12 protein-coding genes are annotated in these 17,575 nt (G+C 61.3%); 8 read left to right on the forward strand and 4 right to left on the reverse strand.

Features of this window, described 5'->3' with window-relative positions; translation table 11 throughout:
• Positions 1-87 precede the first annotated feature (87 nt).
• The 6 genes from FDG13_RS16365 to FDG13_RS16390 all read left to right on the forward strand — a co-directional run bounded on the left by FDG13_RS16365 (position 88) and on the right by FDG13_RS16390 (position 6,685).
• Positions 88-879: a sulfite exporter TauE/SafE family protein gene (locus FDG13_RS16365; protein WP_180130186.1), complete on the forward strand. Its 792-nt coding sequence runs from the start codon at positions 88-90 to the stop codon at positions 877-879.
• 73 nt (positions 880-952) lie between these two features.
• Positions 953-2,773, forward strand: coding sequence for a nitrite/sulfite reductase (locus FDG13_RS16370; protein ID WP_180130189.1), 1,821 nt, complete (start codon positions 953-955; stop codon positions 2,771-2,773).
• Between the two features lie 31 nt (positions 2,774-2,804).
• Positions 2,805-3,194, forward strand: a complete 390-nt coding sequence (locus FDG13_RS16375; RefSeq protein WP_180132536.1) for a DUF934 domain-containing protein — start codon at positions 2,805-2,807, stop codon at positions 3,192-3,194.
• Positions 3,191-3,937, forward strand: a complete 747-nt coding sequence (locus FDG13_RS16380) for a phosphoadenylyl-sulfate reductase (RefSeq protein WP_180130296.1) — start codon at positions 3,191-3,193, stop codon at positions 3,935-3,937. The genes FDG13_RS16375 and FDG13_RS16380 overlap by 4 nt, the downstream gene beginning before the upstream one ends.
• Entirely contained in the window at positions 3,934-4,905 is a 972-nt protein-coding gene (gene cysD, locus FDG13_RS16385) for a sulfate adenylyltransferase subunit CysD (protein ID WP_370528240.1), read from the forward strand. The genes FDG13_RS16380 and cysD overlap by 4 nt, the downstream gene beginning before the upstream one ends.
• Before the next feature lie 376 nt (positions 4,906-5,281).
• A complete protein-coding gene (locus tag FDG13_RS16390) occupies positions 5,282-6,685 on the forward strand; it encodes a sulfate adenylyltransferase subunit 1 (protein ID WP_180130302.1) in 1,404 nt (467 codons plus the stop codon).
• Between the two features lie 391 nt (positions 6,686-7,076).
• Here FDG13_RS16390 and FDG13_RS16395 read toward each other — a convergent pair whose 3' ends face one another.
• Positions 7,077-8,015: an FRG domain-containing protein gene (locus FDG13_RS16395; RefSeq protein WP_180130305.1), complete on the reverse strand. Its 939-nt coding sequence runs from the start codon at positions 8,013-8,015 to the stop codon at positions 7,077-7,079.
• Positions 8,016-8,255: 240 nt separating this feature from the next.
• Entirely contained in the window at positions 8,256-8,705 is a 450-nt protein-coding gene (locus tag FDG13_RS16400; RefSeq protein WP_180130395.1) for a hypothetical protein, read from the reverse strand.
• Positions 8,706-9,240: 535 nt separating this feature from the next.
• Here FDG13_RS16400 and FDG13_RS16405 point away from each other — a divergent pair.
• Positions 9,241-12,870: a DUF2126 domain-containing protein gene (locus FDG13_RS16405; RefSeq protein ID WP_180130552.1), complete on the forward strand. Its 3,630-nt coding sequence runs from the start codon at positions 9,241-9,243 to the stop codon at positions 12,868-12,870.
• Positions 12,871-13,342: 472 nt separating this feature from the next.
• A complete protein-coding gene (locus FDG13_RS16410) occupies positions 13,343-14,650 on the forward strand; it encodes a condensation domain-containing protein (RefSeq protein WP_180130556.1) in 1,308 nt (435 codons plus the stop codon).
• A 33-nt stretch (positions 14,651-14,683) separates the two neighbouring features.
• On the opposite strand, the gene FDG13_RS16415 is transcribed toward FDG13_RS16410, so the two are convergent.
• Entirely contained in the window at positions 14,684-16,111 is a 1,428-nt protein-coding gene (locus tag FDG13_RS16415) for an MFS transporter (protein WP_180130559.1), read from the reverse strand.
• 34 nt (positions 16,112-16,145) lie between these two features.
• On the reverse strand, positions 16,146-17,540 hold the full coding sequence (locus tag FDG13_RS16420) for a tetratricopeptide repeat protein (RefSeq protein WP_180130562.1): 1,395 nt from the start codon (positions 17,538-17,540) through the stop codon (positions 16,146-16,148).
• Between the last annotated feature and the right edge of the window lie 35 nt (positions 17,541-17,575).

Raw genomic sequence — 17,575 nt, forward strand, 5'->3', positions numbered from 1 at the left:
CCAACACCAGCTTAGACACATATCCATATAAGCACATCACCACAATGTCGTTTGATACATATCGGTTCACCCGTACAGTACGCGCCTATGCACGACATCGCGTTTATTTTGGCGGGTTTTTTGGTAGGCACCGTGGTCGGTTTGACCGGGGTGGGCGGTGGCTCTTTGATGACGCCGATCCTGATTTTTGCCTTTGGTGTCAAGCCCTACATGGCGGTGGGCACCGACCTGCTGTTTGCCGCGTTCACCAAGATGGGCGGCACAGTCAAGACGGCGCGTTCCGGCCTGGTGCCCTGGCGTGTGGTGGTACACCTGTCGGCGGGCAGCATCCCGGCGGCGCTGGCCACCCTCTGGGTGCTCAAAAACATCGGCCCGGCCAACCCGCAGGTGCAGCATTGGATGACCACCACCCTGGGTGTCGCCCTGCTGCTCACGGCCGCTGCCACACTCTACAAAGCGCTGCGTGGCAAAACCGCGCCGCAGAAGATCAGCGCCGGGCAGGAAACCCAGGCCACCACCGCCCGCCACTGGAGCCTGCCGTTGCTGTTTGGTGCGCTGATTGGCACGCTGGTATCGCTCACCTCGGTGGGCGCCGGTGCGATTGGGGTCACCGTATTGATGCTGCTGTACCCGATGCTGCCACTGTCGCGCATTGTGGCCGCTGACATTGCCTACGCGGTGCCACTCACGCTGGTGGCCGGGCTGGGGCACGCCTCGCTGGGTTCGGTAGACTGGCGCATGCTCGGTCTGCTGCTGGCGGGTTCCTTGCCGGGTATCTGGCTGGGCTCCCACTTCATGGTGCGGGTGCCGGAGCGTTTGATCCGCTCCCTGTTGTCGCTGCTGCTGGCCTATGCCGGTGCCAAACTGATCACCATCTGACCCCCTTTTACTCATTTCTTTATAGCTAACTGCTCAATCCATACAAGGGCTCAAGCCGGATTTCACTCTTACCATGTACCACTACACCGACTTTGACCGCCAATTCGTCCAGCAGCGCGCCGCGCAGTACCGCGACCAGCTGCAACGCCACCTTGCAGGGGAACTCAAAGACGAGGACTTTCGCCCGCTGCGCCTGCAAAACGGCTGGTATGTGCAACGCTACGCACCGATGCTGCGCGTGGCCGTGCCTTATGGCGAGCTCGCCAGCCGCCAGTTGCGTGTGCTGGCCAAGATCGCCCGCGACTACGACCAGCCCAGCGCCGAGGTGCTGGGCACCGCGCTGAGCAAACAGGCCGAACTCGGCACCCACAGCCTGGCGGTGGGTTATGGCCACTTCACCACACGGCAAAACGTGCAGTTCAACTGGATTCCATTGGACAAGAGTGCCGACGTGATGGAGCTGCTGGCCAGTGTGGACATGCACGGCATCCAGACCAGTGGCAATTGCATCCGCAACATCACCGGCGACGCGCTGGCCGGTATTGCGCCCGACGAACACATCGACCCGCGCCCCTACTGCGAAATCATGCGCCAGTGGAGCACGCTGCACCCCGAATTTGCCTTTCTGCCGCGCAAGTTCAAGATCGCCGTCTCGGGCGCGGCGGAAGACCGTGCCGCCACCGCCTGGCATGACGTCGGCCTGCACCTGATCCACAACGAGCAGGGCGAAGTCGGTTTCAAGGTGCTGGTGGGTGGTGGCATGGGCCGCACACCGATCATTGGCCGCACCATCCGCGAGTTTGTGCCGTGGAACCAAATTCTCAACTTCCTCGAAGCCGTGGTGCGCGTCTACAACCGTTTTGGCCGCCGCGACAACCTGTACAAGGCCCGCATCAAGATTCTGGTCAAGGCCGAAGGCCAGCGTTATTTTGACGAGGTCGAAGCCGAGTACCAGGCCATCCTGGCGCACGACGGTGGCCAACACGCCATCCCGCAGGCCGAGCTCGACCGCGTCACCGCTTGCTTCAAGGCGCCAAGCATCACGCTCGACGACACAAGCGCTGCCGCCGACGCGAGTCTTGCCACGCTGTCGCCCAAAGAACAGGCCGAATACCAGCGCTGGTTACAACAAAACGTCAAGGCTCACAAAAACCCGGCCTTGCGCGCGGTGACCTTGTCGTTCAAACGCCTGGGCCTGGCCCCGGGCGATGCCTCGGCCGACCAATTGGATGCTGCCGCCGATCTGGCCGACCGTTTCAGCGCCGGTGAGGTGCGTGTCAGCCACGAGCAAAACCTGCTCTTGCCCTGGGTGCGTGCCAGCGACCTGCCCGCGCTGTGGCAAGCCGCACGTGCGCTGGGTCTGGCACGCCCCAACATCGGCCTGCTGACCGACATCATTGCCTGCCCGGGTGGTGACTTCTGCGCCCTGGCCAATGCCCGCTCCATCCCAATTGCCGAGGCCATCACCGAACGCTTCCAGGACCTTGACGAATTGTTTGACCTGGGCGAGATCGACCTGCACATCAGCGGTTGCATCAACTCCTGTGGCCACCACCACAGCGGCCACATTGGTGTGCTGGGTGTCGACAAAGACGGCCGCGAGTGGTACCAGGTGTCACTGGGCGGTGCGGACGGCAGCACGCTGAGTGGCACAGCCACACCGGGCAAGGTGATTGGCCCCTCGTTTGCCGCCAGTGAGGTGGCTGATGTGGTCGAGGCCCTGCTCGACACCTACCGCACGACACGCACCCCTGGTGAGAGCTTCATCAGCTGCGTGCGCCGCCTCGGGCTCGACCCCTTCAAGCTGGCCGCCAATGCCGCCCGCCACGAAACCCGCGACGCCGGCCAGGTGCTTAACGTGCACCTCAACAGCGCCGACGCCTTGACCGACTGAGCAGCTGCTCCCACACGCCATGAACAAATCCATTAAATTGATAGCTGCTGACGCAGACCAGGCAAGGGCTACAGGCCAGAATGTCTTACAACTGGCGAACGACGCCAACCCGGCCGAGGTCAGCTTGGACGGTGTTGAGCGCATCGACCTGCACTTCCCCAAGTTCACCGATGGCCGGGCCTACAGCCAGGCGTTTTTGTTGCGCCGTCGGCTCGGTTTCAAAGGTGAGTTGCGCGCCACGGGCGATGTGTTGGTGGACCAATTGCAGCTGATGCAGCGCAGCGGCTTTGATGCTGCGGTGTTGCGTGCCGACCAAAGCATGGCCGCCGCCGAACGCGCGCTGGCCCTGTTTGCCGACTTTTACCAAGGTGACGCGGCCCACCCGCAGCCGCATTTCACCGCCAGCGGAGCCGCAGCATGAGCGCCATCGACCTCAACGCCCGCGCCTCCAGCACCTACGCCGACAAACTGGCCGAGACCACGGCCCTGCTGCAACAGGCAGCACGCGACCACGCGGCCAGCGCCCCCGGTGGCGCACCCCGCATCACCCTGGCCTGCAGCCTGGGCGCTGAAGACATGGTGCTGGCGCATCTGATCAACCAGTTGCAGCTGAACATCGGCATTTTTGTGCTGGAAACCGGCCAGTTGCACCCCGAAACCCTGGCTTTGCTGGACCGCCTCAAGGCCACATCGCGTGCACCGGTGGAAGTGTTGACACCTGTGAACGAGTCGGTGGTGCAGTTTGTGGATCGTGAAGGCAAAGACGCGATGTACAAAAGCATCGAATTGCGCAAAGCCTGCTGCCACATCCGCAAGATGGAGCCGCTGGGCCGTGCGCTAGCCGGCAAAGCTGCCTGGATCACAGGCCTGCGCCGCGAACAGTCCGGCGCCCGCGCCGAGGTGCCGCTCGTCGACAACAGCGATGCCAAGATCACCAAACTCAACCCGCTGGCCAACTGGACCTGGGGCGACGTCTGGTTCTACATCGCCCAGAACCAGGTCGACTACAACCCCTTGCACGACCAGTTTTACCCCAGCATCGGCTGCGCACCCTGCACCCGTGCCATCAGCCTGGGTGAAGACTTCCGCGCCGGACGCTGGTGGTGGGAGGATGAAACTGCCAAGGAATGCGGCTTACACGTCAAAGACAAGGCCGCCGCATGAACAACCGCACCCCACCCGAACAATTGCAAGCCATGACGACACACCACCGCCCCGACCACCTGAGCAACGCCCACCTGGACGCGCTGGAAGAAGAGACCATTTTTGTCCTGCGCGAAGTGGCCGCCGCCTTCGAGCGCCCCACGCTGCTGTTCTCGGGCGGTAAAGACTCGCTGGTGATGCTCAAGTGCGCCGAAAAAGCCTTTGGCACCCCGGCCACCGGCGGCAAGATTCCCTACCCGCTGCTGATGATCGACACCGGCCACAACTTCCATGAAGTCACCGATTTCCGCGACTTTCGCGCCAAGGAACTCGGCGCCGACCTGATCGTGCGCAGTGTCGAGGACTCGATGGCACGCGGCACCGTGCGCCTGGCGCACCCAGGCGAGAGCCGCAACGTGCACCAGTCGGTCACGCTGCTCGAAGCCATTGAAGAGTTCCGCTTTGACGCACTCATTGGCGGCGCCCGTCGCGACGAGGAAAAAGCCCGCGCCAAAGAACGCATCTTCAGCCACCGCGACAGCTTTGGCCAATGGCAACCCAAAGACCAGCGCCCCGAGTTGTGGACGCTGTTCAACACCAAGTTGCAACCCGGCGAACACTTCCGCGTGTTCCCGATCAGCAACTGGACCGAGCTGGATGTGTGGCAGTACATCGAACGCGAACAGATCGCCCTGCCCTCGCTCTACTACACCCACAAGCGTGAAGTGGTCGAACGCAAAGGCCTGTTGGTGCCAGTGACCGAACTCACGCCCTTGAAACCCGGCGAAGTGGCCGAGCTGCGCGATGTGCGCTTTCGCACCGTGGGTGACATCACCTGCACCTGCCCGGTGGAGAGCCTGGCCGCCACACCCGAGCAGATCGTGCTCGAAACCCTGGCCGCCGACGTGAGTGAACGCGGCGCGACACGCATGGACGACAAAACGTCTGAGGCGTCGATGGAAAAGCGTAAGAAGGACGGTTACTTCTGATGACCATGGCTTTGGGGGTTCTACCCGGCGCGGCGACTGGGGCATGTGCATGCGGTTTTGGGGTGAAAACACACGCGAAACAGACGATGCAGCACACCACCACCGCGGACGCGCGCCTTTCACCCCAAAGCCCGGTCACATACCCCAATCACCCCGCCTAGCGCCAACGATGAAATGACCACGAATCCGACGCCCATTCAAACTCCAGCAACGCCTAGCGGCGTGCGTGGGGTATCTGACGCAGCGGAATTAAGGAGGAGGCCCAAAGGGCCGGGGGACATCCGCGGAGTCGGATACCCCATGCGCGCCGCGGGTCAAAGCCTCAGCCAAATTTCAAGTAGATAAACCATCCGTCACCCACACCACGGAAACGAACATGAACACTACAAACTCAGTAGCTACCAGCCCAGAAGATACCAGGGCTACAGGCCCATTTGACCAACAATCCGCCCTCAAATTCATCACCTGCGGCAGCGTCGATGACGGCAAAAGCACCTTGATTGGCCGCCTGCTGCTCGACAGCAAAAGTGTGCTGCAAGACCAACTCGCCAACGTCTCCAAAAGCGGCGAGGCCGACTTGGCGCAGTTCACCGATGGCCTGAGTGCGGAGCGTGAACAAGGCATCACCATCGACGTGGCCTACCGCTACTTCAACACCGCCAACCGAAAATTCATCATCGGCGACGCCCCCGGCCACGAGCAATACACCCGCAACATGGTCACCGCCGCCAGCAGCGCCGACGCCGCCGTGGTGCTGGTTGACGCCACCAAACTCCAGTGGCAAGACCCAGCCCTGAACCTGCTGCCACAAACCCGCCGCCACAGCCTGCTGTGCCAACTGCTGCGTGTGCCCAGTATCGTTTTTGCCGTCAACAAACTCGACGCCCTCGAAGACGCAGCCAAGCCCGAAACCGCCGGCCAGGCCACGCTGGCGTTCACCCACATTCGCGGCGCACTGGAAAAGTTTGCGCAGGCTGCTGGCATTGAAGTGACCACCATCGTGCCGATTTCCGCCCTCAAAGGCCACAACGTGGTGGACGCCGCAGACGGCTGGTGCGGCTACACCGGCCCCAGCCTGCTCGACATTCTGGAACTGCTGCCGGTGACACCCGCCGACACCGCGCTGCCCTTTGCCTTCCCGGTGCAGTGGGTCGAAAAGTTCAGCAGCTCGTCCGACACCTCCCAAGGCCGCCGCATTTTCTGGGGCCGGGTTGCCAACGGTGTGGCCCAAATTGGCCAGCAGGTCAAAGTGCTGCCCAGCGGCCAGACCGCCACGGTAGCGCAGGTGCTCGGCACCACACGCAAGCCCGGCACCGTCCAGGCTGGCCACAGCGCCGGTGTGGTGCTTGACCGCGAAGTGGACGTGTCACGCGGCGATTGGCTGCTAGCCCTCGTCCCACCTGCACCTGCCGCTATTGTTTCTGATGACGACTTTGGTGACACACCCGTTGCCACCAGCCTGCCACCCAGCCGCGAAATCAGCGCCACCGTGGCCTGGATGGACGACGAACCGCTGGTCGCGGGCCGCGTCTACTGGGCGTTGCACGGCCACCGCTGGGTCAAGGCGCGTGTCAAACGCGTGGTGCACCGCCTGGACATCAACACCCTGGCCGAAGAAAACGCCGACACCCTACCCGCCAACAGCATCGGCCACATCGAGCTGCTGCTGCAAGAGCCACTAGCCGCCCTGCCGTTTGCCCAGTCGCGTGTGCTGGGTTCCCTGGTGCTGGTGGACACCGCCACCCACCGCACTGCGGGGGCGGTGCTGGTGAATGGGTGACAAGCACGCGGCAAGGGCAACACGACTTGCCGTGCCGCCTGGTGAACTCGCTGGGTGGCGCAGCCCTCGGGCCAGTCAGAGTGTCATGGCTGGTCTGAACAAAACATGTCTCTAGCTCAGGTCCTATCTGGGCATAAAGCTATGCAATATGCAGCATGTCAACCATGCCGAATGTGCAGTGATACCTCAACTAAGTATCTGACCCATGGGACAGTGTGTCTAACCGGCTGTAACAGGCTGGAAGCTGACAGCCGCTTTGCTCCGAAGCAATCACATGAATTGCAGTCTTGACGCCAGAGTTAAGGGGAATTGATGCGGAGCATCATTTGCCACTTAAACGAAGTTGGGCTGGCGCGCATAGGCACGGAGCATTTACGCTTTGCTGCGAAGGTTAATAGCTTTTTAAGTGTGGTGTTCCGAAACTGGAAAATCCTGTGTAGTCCGGGTAGATGGTTGAATGCTTATAGCCAAACATTTTTTCTAGCCTATCTCGAATCGGCGCCTTTGCTTCAGCGCCAATACGGAATGTGTACAGGGCGCCAGTTTGTACTCCGCCGTGCAAGGGATCGAACGCATGCGGTCGAACTGCGAGGCAGCATGCTTTGCGCCCATCCTCAATTCCCCACCATCCGTCCTGATTTTGAGGTGATTTCGGAAATTGAAATCTATTCCCATTGGGGCGGAGAGATGCAGGAACTCCACCAAGCAAGAACCCCCCATTTTGCGCAAAGATCCGAGCATCTATTGCTGGCGGCTTCCACGCAAAAAATGATGTAGTCCATTCTCGGAAATCGAAGACATCAGGCTTCCACGGACGACTAAGTTCATCCTCCCAACCTCGATAAGCTTGGTTTTCATTTATGAGTCTGTCCGTGACATCGATGGCAAATAGGCGCGCATCTTTGTCTTCATGAACAACCTGGCCATTGCTCCACTTCTTTTCTACGGCAAACCACACAGCAACCCAAGCATTGAAGGTTATATCTATGAGTCTGGTAGGTGCTCCGTAGTGCTGCAGCATAGCCAATTGGTGCAGCACTGATAGCCGCCCATGCAATGGTGGGTTGTGAAGGCCCCAGCGGTGGAGTTCGGTCAGAATTTGGGACTCTTGCTTGAACAAATCGCCCTCTTTTGCTGTTGCAGCATTAGTGAGGCAGATACGCCGATATAGAGAACTGTGCAGCGCCCAGGATGCATCTACCTGTCCTCGCCACGCAAACTGAATTCCATGAGCGACAGCTTTTTCCATCGTGCGCTCAATGATCTCGACAAGGCCTTCGAAGGACGTGATCTGTTCTTCGAAGGGTCCCCAAAATTCCTGTGCAGACATGTCACTCCTTGAGTGCAAAAGGGCTAGCTTTCACAAGTTAACCGGCGCCGGAGCCCCGAAGGGGCGAAGGGTACCAACAGCGGGCATGAAAAGGCCGTAGGTATGCCCGTGGTTGGCGTCCGCGTTCAACGTGCTGGTTAGGCGGGTGGTTGATGAACAGTTGTTTGAGTTGAACATGACTGGAATTGGTTCGAGCGCCAGCGAATGTCACGCAAGCGCTGCCGATTGGGGCCACAAAAGCTAAACACCGCCCTGGAACTTCCGTCTTTGATGGAAGGTAGTTGACCAAAAGTTCATCACTTGATCTGGAAAATTGCCGGTTAGGCTTGTGTAGTTGGAGACTGCGCGCTCAAGCAACTCCTCCGCATCTGACTTGAAGTCAAACTCAATAGCCTCATCGCCCGCATAGTGCTTTAGTTCGTTTCGAGTCTGGTTCATCATTTCGGCGACGAGCTTATCGATGTTTTCCGAAGTGTCGCCACAGTGTCGAGCAAGAAGAACAATCGTACTTTTGAGATTGTCAAAGGATGGCTCGAGTCCTAGCTTGCGCATTCTTTTCCCGAGGATCTCTTCAGCAGCCCCCGCGAGTGTGATGCAACTGATGTAATCCTCTTCAGACCACATCTGAAGTGCACGTAAAAGTTGGTGCTCTGCAATCTCAAGAGCTGTCAGGACTTGGGGGGAGTTCATCTAAAGCCCAACTTTGTTGTATCCCGGAGTTTTGCGGGATAACAAGGTAGCCAGTCAGATAGCATGTTTCAACTTCTGAAAAACATCTATTTTTTTCATAGACTTACAAAACAATACTGTATTTATGTACAAACAAATTGATTTTGCCAAAGTCGCCTCTCCCGTTTTGCACTCTGTTCGGTTGCTTGACCAACTCCGCGAGCGCGTTCACTATAGCCGCCAAACCCAAAGGTCTTACCTTTGTAGAGTTCGGTTTTTTTTCGGTGGCGCGGAGACAACGGCACCATGCGCCAACCTTAGATCTACACCCAAGTACTGAAGATTTCTGTAGGTGGCGCCAAAGATCCGCTCAACCTGCCGGTGAACAGATGCAGGCCACCATCACCCCTGTCATGGTTGCGTAGGTTATTCATGGGAAGATCGGCCCGAGCGCACACCGCGTCTGGCACCAAGATTGCTTGTTCAACGCGGTATGAACGCACCCATTGCCGCGCCTGATCGCTGCCCGATTCCTCAGCCAACTTGAGACCCACGCATGTCCATCCACGCCGCGCTGAACCACGTTACCCACTACTCGTATGACCGGCTGGTCGCCCTGGGGCCCCAGGTGGTCCGCCTGCGCCCTGCACCGCATTGCCGCAGCAAGATCATCTCGTACTCGCTCAAGATCGAGCCCGAAGGCCATTTCATCAACTGGCAGCAAGACCCGTTCGCCAACTACCAGGCGCGCTTGGTGTTTCCGGACAAGACCAAAGAGTTCAAGGTCACCGTTGATGTGGTCATGGACATGGCGGTCTACAACCCGTTTGACTTCTTCCTGGAGCCCGAGGCCGAAGAGTTCCCGTTCAGCTACAAACCGGATCTCAAAGAGGAACTGGCGCCCTACCTGACACCTGACCCGATGACGCCGCTGGTGCAGGCTTACCTCGACAAAATCGACCGCACCAAACGCCGCAGCGTGTTGTTTCTGGTGGACCTGAACCAGTCGGTGCAACACGCCGTCAACTACACCATTCGTATGGAGCCGGGGGTGCAAACGCCCGAAGAAACCCTCACGCTGGGTTCCGGCTCGTGCCGTGACTCGGCTTGGCTGATGGTGCAGCTGCTGCGCAATTGTGGTTTGGCCGCACGCTTTGTCTCGGGTTACCTGATCCAGCTCAAACCCGACGTCAAATCGCTCGACGGCCCAAGCGGCACCGAGGTCGATTTCACCGACTTACACGCCTGGTGTGAGGTGTATTTACCTGGCGCGGGTTGGGTCGGGCTCGATGCCACCTCTGGCCTGCTGGCCGGTGAAGGCCACATTCCGCTGGCTTGCACACCGCAGCCGTCCGGTGCCGCACCGATCGAAGGTGGCGTGGATGAGTCCGAAGTGACCTTTGCCCACCACATGCAGGTGACGCGCATTTACGAATCACCGCGTGTCACCAAACCCTACACCGAGGAACAATGGGACAACATCATGGCCTTGGGCCACGCGGTGGACGCCGATCTGCAGACCAGCGACGTGCGGCTGACCATGGGCGGTGAGCCGACCTTTGTGGCGGTCAGTGACCGTGACGCACCGGAATGGAATACCGACGCGCTGGGCCCGACCAAGCGCGGCTTCGCCACCGAATTGGTGCACAAGTTGCGCAAGGAATACGGCGAAGGCGGCTTTTTGCACTACGGCCAGGGCAAGTGGTACCCCGGTGAACAACTGCCGCGCTGGGCCTTGAGCATCTACTGGCGCGCGGACGGCCAGCCCGTCTGGGCCAACCCCGCCCTGTTTGCCGACGAACGCGTGCCCACCCACTACACCAGCCAGGACGCGCAACGCTTTACCCACACGCTGGCGGCCAAACTGGGCATCACCGACAAGTTTGCCCAGACCGCGTATGAAGACAGCTGGTACTACCTGTGGCGCGAACGCCGCCTGCCGGTCAATGTGGACCCGTTCAATTCAAAGTTGGACGACGAGATGGAACGTGCCCGCCTGCGCCGCGTGTTCACCCAAAAACTCGACACCCCTGTCGGTTATGTGCTGCCGATCAAGGTGGCGGGTTATGACGACACCTATGGCGCGGCCTGGACCACCGGCCCGTGGTTCTTGCGTGATGAACGCATGTACCTGATGCCGGGCGACTCACCCATGGGCCTGCGCCTGCCGCTGGACTCCCTGCCCTGGGTCAGCGAGGCCGACTTCCCGTACCTGATCGAGCAGGACCCGTCCACCTTGCGTGGTGAGCTGCCATTACATGCCAGCGTGGCTGCGCGTTACGCCAATGCGGCGTCTGACACTGCCACCGCACGCAGCAGCGTGAGCCCTGGCGCGCCCGATGGGGCCAGCAGCCACGCCCCAGGCAAGGCCGGTCTGGCACTTGGTGCGGCGCGCCGTGCCGCTGCCGCGGTGGCTTCGGCCATGACCGGCAACACCAGCGCGGCTGCCGCTTATCTGGCCGGCACCGGCCCGCAGTCGGAGGCCAGCCGCCTGATGCAAAGCCCCACCGGCCCGGCCAGCAGCACTGCCAGCCACGCGCAAAGCAACTTCCAGCCCGAGCCCGCCAACTTTGCCCGTGTGCCGGATCGTCAGGAATCCGCCCACTGGATCACCCGCACCGCGCTGTGTGTGGAAGTACGCGATCCGCGCCGCGCCAATGGCCCCAAAGCCGAGGCGGTGGGCACGGCCTCTAGCGTGCTCTACATCTTCATGCCGCCGCTGGAGCGGCTGGAACACTACCTGGACCTGTTGGCCGCTGTGGAAGCCACCGCGCTAGAGCTGGGTGTACAGATCGTCATCGAGGGTTACCCACCACCGCGCGACCCACGCCTCAAACTGCTCAGCGTCACCCCCGACCCCGGTGTGATCGAGGTCAACATCCACCCAGCCAACAGCTGGAAAGAGCTGGTCTACAACACCGAATTCCTCTACAACGCAGCGTTTGAGTCGCGCCTGAGCGCAGAGAAGTTCATGACCGATGGCCGCCACACCGGCACCGGTGGTGGCAACCACTTTGTGATGGGTGGCGCCACACCGGCCGACAGCCCGTTTTTGCGCAAACCCGAGTTGTTGGCCAGCCTGCTGCTGTACTGGCACAACCACCCGAGTCTGAGCTACCTGTTCAGCGGCATGTTTGTCGGGCCCACCAGCCAGGCACCGCGTGTGGACGAGGCTCGCAACGACCAGCTCTACGAGCTGGAGATTGCCATCGAACAAATCTACAAAAACCGCGAGATCCACGGCCAGTCGATGCCGCCCTGGCTGATTGACCGCACGCTGCGCAACATCCTGATCGACGCCACCGGCAACACCCACCGCAGCGAGATCTCGATCGACAAGATGTACTCGCCCGACTCGGCCACCGGCCGCCTGGGCCTGCTGGAGCTGCGCGCGTTTGAGATGCCGCCGCACCCACACATGAGCAGTGTGCAGCAGCTGCTGTTGCGCGCCTTGATCGCTCGTTTCTGGAAAACACCGTACAAAGCCCCGGCCACCCGCTGGGGCACCGAGTTGCACGACCGCTTCATGTTGCCCAAGTTCATCGAGATGGATTTCCTGGACGTGATGAGCGAAATGCGCGAGGCCGGTTACGCCTTTGACGACAGTTGGTTTGCGCCGCATGTGGAGTTCCGCTTCCCGCTGATCGGCTCGATCTGCACCGCAGGCATCCAGCTCACGCTGCGCAACGCGCTGGAGCCCTGGCATGTGATGGGGGAAGAAGGTGCACCGGGCGGCACCGCACGTTATGTCGATTCGTCGCTGGAACGTATTGAAGTGCGGGTTACTGGCCTCAACGAGAGCCGTTATGTGGTCACCTGCAACGGCCGCGCGATGGCCTTACAACCGACCGGTGTGCAAGGGGAATATGTCGGCGGTGTGCGTTACAAGGCCTGGAACCCGCCAAGCAGCCTGCACCCGAGCATTGGTGTGCACGCGCCGCTGGTGTTTGACGTTATCGACACCTGGATAAAACGCTCACTCGGTGGTTGCCAATACCATGTGGCGCACCCGGGTGGCCTGAGTTACCAGAGCCTGCCGGTCAACGCCAACGAGGCAGAAAGCCGACGCCTGTCACGCTTCACCGCCATGGGCCACACGCCGGGGGTTGTGCAGGTGCCCGCCGCCACCATCAACCAGCCCGGCAGCCGTGAGTTTCCGTTCACGCTGGACTTGCGTCGGGGCTAAACAGCCGACACATCCACGGATGTCCTGGCGCGTTGGGGGGCCATGTGGGCCAAAGCGGCAGGCCTCATACGCGCTGCGCTTTGCGAAATCGGCCCACCGCTTTGGCCCACACCGCCTGAGACGATGTCAGCAATCGAGGCCTTCTGGAGCCCGGAGGTTAGATGCGGGCGAACTTGTGACGCATCTTGCAGTGGGTGGGGTGTTGGGGACCACCGATTTCGCAAAGCGCAGCGCGTATGAGGTGGGCCCCAATACCCCGCCCACTGCCACCCACAGTCTGCGATTCCACAGGTAAACATATCTTTTTCGATAGCTATCAGCCCTTGATTCATAAGGGCTAGAGGCTATTTTTTTGCAAAACAGGAAAACGTCAGCCAAGCCACCCACTGACCAGCTAACATGCCCCGCTAAGCAGCGCCCTGCAAGCCTATGCCACCCCGTTGCCCAACCCACTCAGACAGGAGCATGAACCGTGATCTCGCGCGCCCTCGACCCCGGTGAAGCGTTCTTTTTCCTGTCTGACCAGCTCTCGTGTATGAACTTTGTCGTGTTGGCCGAGCGCAGCGGCACCCTGGCACCTGCGGCGATCCACCGCGCACTCGACACCGTGCAACACGAACACGCGCTGCTGCAAACCCGCATCAGCTGGACAGAGGCCAACGGCCTGCGTTTTGAGCCGGAGCCCGGCCAAAAGATTGATTTGGTGTGCCACAGGGCCAGGGGCCAACACTGGCAGCGCCTGATCGAGCAGGAACTCTCACACACCTTTGCACCAGACAGCGCACCGCTGATGCGCTGCCACTACATCGCACTGCCTGCCACGAACGCCTGTGTGCTGGCGCTGACTTTTCACCACTCGGTGGCCGATGGCCGCTCTGGCACCGCCATCCTGCGCCGAATGCTCAGCCTGATGGTCCAGGACACAACCCCAGAGGCAGATACCGGTGCTACACACCTGCCCCCCATGGCCGAGCTGATGCCCGCGCCCTACCGCTGGGCCGAACAGCCCGACGCCGCCAAACAATTGCGCAACACCCTGGTGGCCGACTACCGCCGCCATGGCCTGCTGCCAAGCATTCCCTGGCTGGCTGCAGAGGCCAAGCACCGCGAGCCCCGGCTGATGCGTGTGTTGCTCGATACCGCCACCACCTCCCACCTGATCGAACAGGCACGCGCCCAAGGCTGCACCGTGCATGGCGCCTTGTGTGCCACCCAGTTGCTGGCGCAGTGGCAGCTGCAGCCCACCGCTGAGCCGGTGGCGTCTTTTTTATGTTGCCCGGTGGACTTGCGCCCGCACCTGGAGGGCACACCTGCCACCTCACCCACGGGCTTTTTCACATCGCTGATCTCGGGCAGCTTTTTGACCGGGCCAGACACACAGGCCTGGGCGCTGGCGCGTGAGATCGTGGCCCAGACTCGCAAACAAATCGCGCGGGGTGAAGGCCACCTGCTCTACCACCTGTATGGGCTGGACGGCTCGCCGCTGCCGCCGCAGGCATTGGAGAGTTTTCGCAAAAAAAGCATGGCCTCACTTCCCAACACCATGGTCAGCAACATCGGGGTGGTCGAAGCGGTGGCAGATGACCCGGCGGTGCAAGCCATCTCGTTTGCGCTGTGCCCGATGCCGTACCAGACGCTGTTCACCGCCGCCAGTTGTTACCAGGGCCAGCTGATCCTGAACATTGGCTATGACGCAGCGCGCATCACACCCGACACCGCCCAGGCGCTGGCCGCCGGGCTACAGAACAGGCTGGTGTTGATGGCTCAAAACCCGTCTTAGCCCTTACCAAACAAGGCGATACAGCTATTTTTTTTAAGACTCACCCCGGCTCACGCTGTCGCCGTCGTTGGGGCGCAGGGTCCAGAACAACAGGGACGAGAGCAAGGTCAAGCCACCCAGGGTGAGAAACGCGTGGTGGATGGCGCTGGTCACCGCCGGGGCATTGGTCTGGGGCAGGCCCGCCAGGTAAAAACCGGTCACCAGCGAACCACAGGCCAGGCCAAAACTCAAGGACATCTGCTGCAAGGTGCTGGCCAGCGTGCTGGCCATGGCGGTGTCCTTGTCCTCAATGTCAGCATAGGCCATGGTGTTCATGCTGGAAAACTGCAAGGAGTTGAACAGCCCCATCAGCAAGCCCAGCAACACAATCAAAGCGATCGGTGTGCCCACCCCCACCAGGCTGTAGCAGGCAATGGTGCAGCCCACCAGCACGGTGTTGACGATCAGCACCTGGCGGTAACCAAAACGCCGCAGCATCCAGGCGGCAACCATCTTCATGCCCATGGCCGCAGCGGCGGCGGGCATCATCAGCAGACCCGACTGCCAGGCCGGCAAGCCCAAACCCACCTGATACAACAGCGGCAGCAAAAACGGCATGCCACCCACACCGAGCCGGGTCACAAAACCACCCAGCACCGACACCCGAAAGGTGCGTACCAACAGCAAGGAGAGGCGCAGCAGCGGGTGTGGCCAGCCCAGCGCGTGCCAGACGTAGGCGCCCAGCAGGCTCAGGGACAGCAGCAGCACCCCCAGCGCCTCGGTGGTGCTCAGGGTGTGTTCACCAAACACCTCCAGCAGCCACGACAGCAGCGCCACACCACTGCCAAACAGCAGCAGCCCGCGCACATCGAGTGGGGTGCGGGTGTCACTGCGGTAGTCGGGCATGTAGCGGTGGCCAAACCACAGAGCGGCCAGCCCCACCGGCACATTGACAAAAAAGATGTCGCGCCAGCTCAGCCAGTGCACGATCAGCCCACCCACCGTGGGGCCCAGTAAAGGCCCGAGCAGGGCCGGAATGATGACAAAGTTCATTGCCCGCAACAATTCCCCCTTGGAGAAGGTGCGCACAACGGCCAAACGCCCGACCGGCATCATCATCGCCGCCGCAATGCCCTGCGGCACGCGCGCGGCCACCAGCATTGGCGCGTTCACCGCCAGACCGCAGGCCACCGACGACAGGATGAACAGCATCAAAGCCGACATGAACACCCGGCGGCTGCCATAACGCTCGGCCAGCCAGCCACTCACCGGGATACTCACCGCCAGACTCAGGATGTAACTGGTCACCACCGCCTTGAGGCTCAGCGGGGTCACGCCCAGGCTGGCCGCCATCGCGGGAATACCGGTGTTGACGATGGTGGCGTCGAGCTGCTCCATGAACAGCGCGGTGGCCACCACCCAGGGCAGGTAACGTTTGGTGGTGGCCTGCGCCACGCCCGGCTCTTGCACACCGGTGCTCATGGCACACACCGGTGAAAAGCGGGGCGCAACAGCCTCAGCAAGCCCGCTGACCCGCGGTGTTTTGCAAAGCCTCACGCACCGCCTGAATCACCGGCGCCCAACCGCCTTCCAGCGACTGGCGAAACAGCTGCAAGGCGCCGGGGTACCAGGGTGAATCGCTGCGTTGCTCAAGCCAACGCCAGTCGGTCATGAAGGCAGGCAACAGCACCCAGCAGGGTTTGCCCAGCGCACCGGCCAGATGCGCCACCGCGGTGTCCACACTGATCACCAAATCCAGCTGCGTGATGATGGCGGCGGTGTCGGCAAAGTTGCCCAGCTCAGGGGCCAGGTTGATCAGCGGCTGGGCCGACTGCAGCCGACGCACCTCTTGTTCACCCAAGCCTTTTTGCAGGCTGAAAAACTGCACGCCGGGCACCTCCCACAGGGGTGCCAGTGTCTGCAGACCCGGCAACGAGCGCTGGCTGTCGTTGCCAAAAGCCGGGTTGCCCTGCCAGACCAGCCCCACCCGCAAGGCAGGTGGCAGATTCAGGCGCTTGACCTGCTGACTCCAACGCTCGGCTTTGGCGGGCGGCACCGCCAGATAGGGCAGCTTGGCAGGAATGGTGTCGAGCTGGGTGCCCACGTAGTGCGGCAGGCTCATCACCGGTACCCAATAGTCCCAATCGCTGGCCGACACATCGTCGTTGAAACCAAATACCTCACCCACCCCGTCCAGCGTCTGCAGCAGCTCCTTGAGCTCGGGGTGGCACAACATGTCGACATGGTCGGCGCCCAGGCGCCGCAGCTCCGCAACATACCGGCAAAACTGGATCATGTCGCCAAAACCAGCCTCGTACACCACCAGCACCGCACGGTTGGCCAGTGACTGGCCTTTCCAGCGGCGGCAGCGCAGGCGCATCTCAATCGGCTGGTACCAGTCGCGGAATTCCAGGTGGAACCAGCCCTCGGTGTAGCGGCCTTTGCGCAGCAGCAGGCAGGCCAGGTTGAAATGGGCACTGGCATGCTGCGGGTCAAGCTGCAGCGCGGTGTGCAGGCATTTTTCGGCCTCGTCGTCGCGGTGGCTCTGGGCCAACAAAGCACCCAGGTTGCACCAGGTGCCCGGCAAAGACGGGTCCACCTCCAGCGCCCGGCGGTAAGCGGCCTCGGCGGCATGGAAGAGCTTAAGCTCGGCCAACAAGGCGCCAAAGTTCAGGTGGATACGGGCGTTGTCGGGCTGCAGCTCAATGGCCAGCTCGTAGTGGCGCACAGCCTCACTCATGCTGCCACGCCGATCCAGCAGCCAGGCCAGATTGGCATGGGCCTCGGCCAGCCCAGGGGCCAGGTCCAGCGCGTTCATCAGAAGCGCCTCGGCAGTGTCGTATTGGTCTGACTTGAGGGCGGAGCTGCTTTGTGCAAAAAGCGCTTCGGCCTGTTCTAGCGATGTGTTCATGGTGGTGCTACTGTAAAACCCTTGGGTTCATCCAA

It is taken from the genome of Rhodoferax sp. BLA1 (genome assembly GCF_013416775.1).
In the GTDB taxonomy this organism is placed as follows: Bacteria; Pseudomonadota; Gammaproteobacteria; order Burkholderiales; family Burkholderiaceae_C; genus Rhodoferax.

Coding starts and splice junctions, on each gene's coding strand:
- FDG13_RS16395 (WP_180130305.1), bottom strand. CDS start 8,015: ATGTCTGCACAGGAATTTTGGGGACCCTTCGAAGAACAGATCACGTCC.
- FDG13_RS16390 (WP_180130302.1), top strand. CDS start 5,282: ATGAACACTACAAACTCAGTAGCTACCAGCCCAGAAGATACCAGGGCT.
- FDG13_RS16420 (WP_180130562.1), bottom strand. CDS start 17,540: ATGAACACATCGCTAGAACAGGCCGAAGCGCTTTTTGCACAAAGCAGC.
- cysD (WP_370528240.1), top strand. CDS start 3,934: ATGAACAACCGCACCCCACCCGAACAATTGCAAGCCATGACGACACAC.
- FDG13_RS16405 (WP_180130552.1), top strand. CDS start 9,241: ATGTCCATCCACGCCGCGCTGAACCACGTTACCCACTACTCGTATGAC.
- FDG13_RS16370 (WP_180130189.1), top strand. CDS start 953: ATGTACCACTACACCGACTTTGACCGCCAATTCGTCCAGCAGCGCGCC.
- FDG13_RS16400 (WP_180130395.1), bottom strand. CDS start 8,705: ATGAACTCCCCCCAAGTCCTGACAGCTCTTGAGATTGCAGAGCACCAA.
- FDG13_RS16365 (WP_180130186.1), top strand. CDS start 88: ATGCACGACATCGCGTTTATTTTGGCGGGTTTTTTGGTAGGCACCGTG.
- FDG13_RS16415 (WP_180130559.1), bottom strand. CDS start 16,111: ATGAGCACCGGTGTGCAAGAGCCGGGCGTGGCGCAGGCCACCACCAAA.
- FDG13_RS16380 (WP_180130296.1), top strand. CDS start 3,191: ATGAGCGCCATCGACCTCAACGCCCGCGCCTCCAGCACCTACGCCGAC.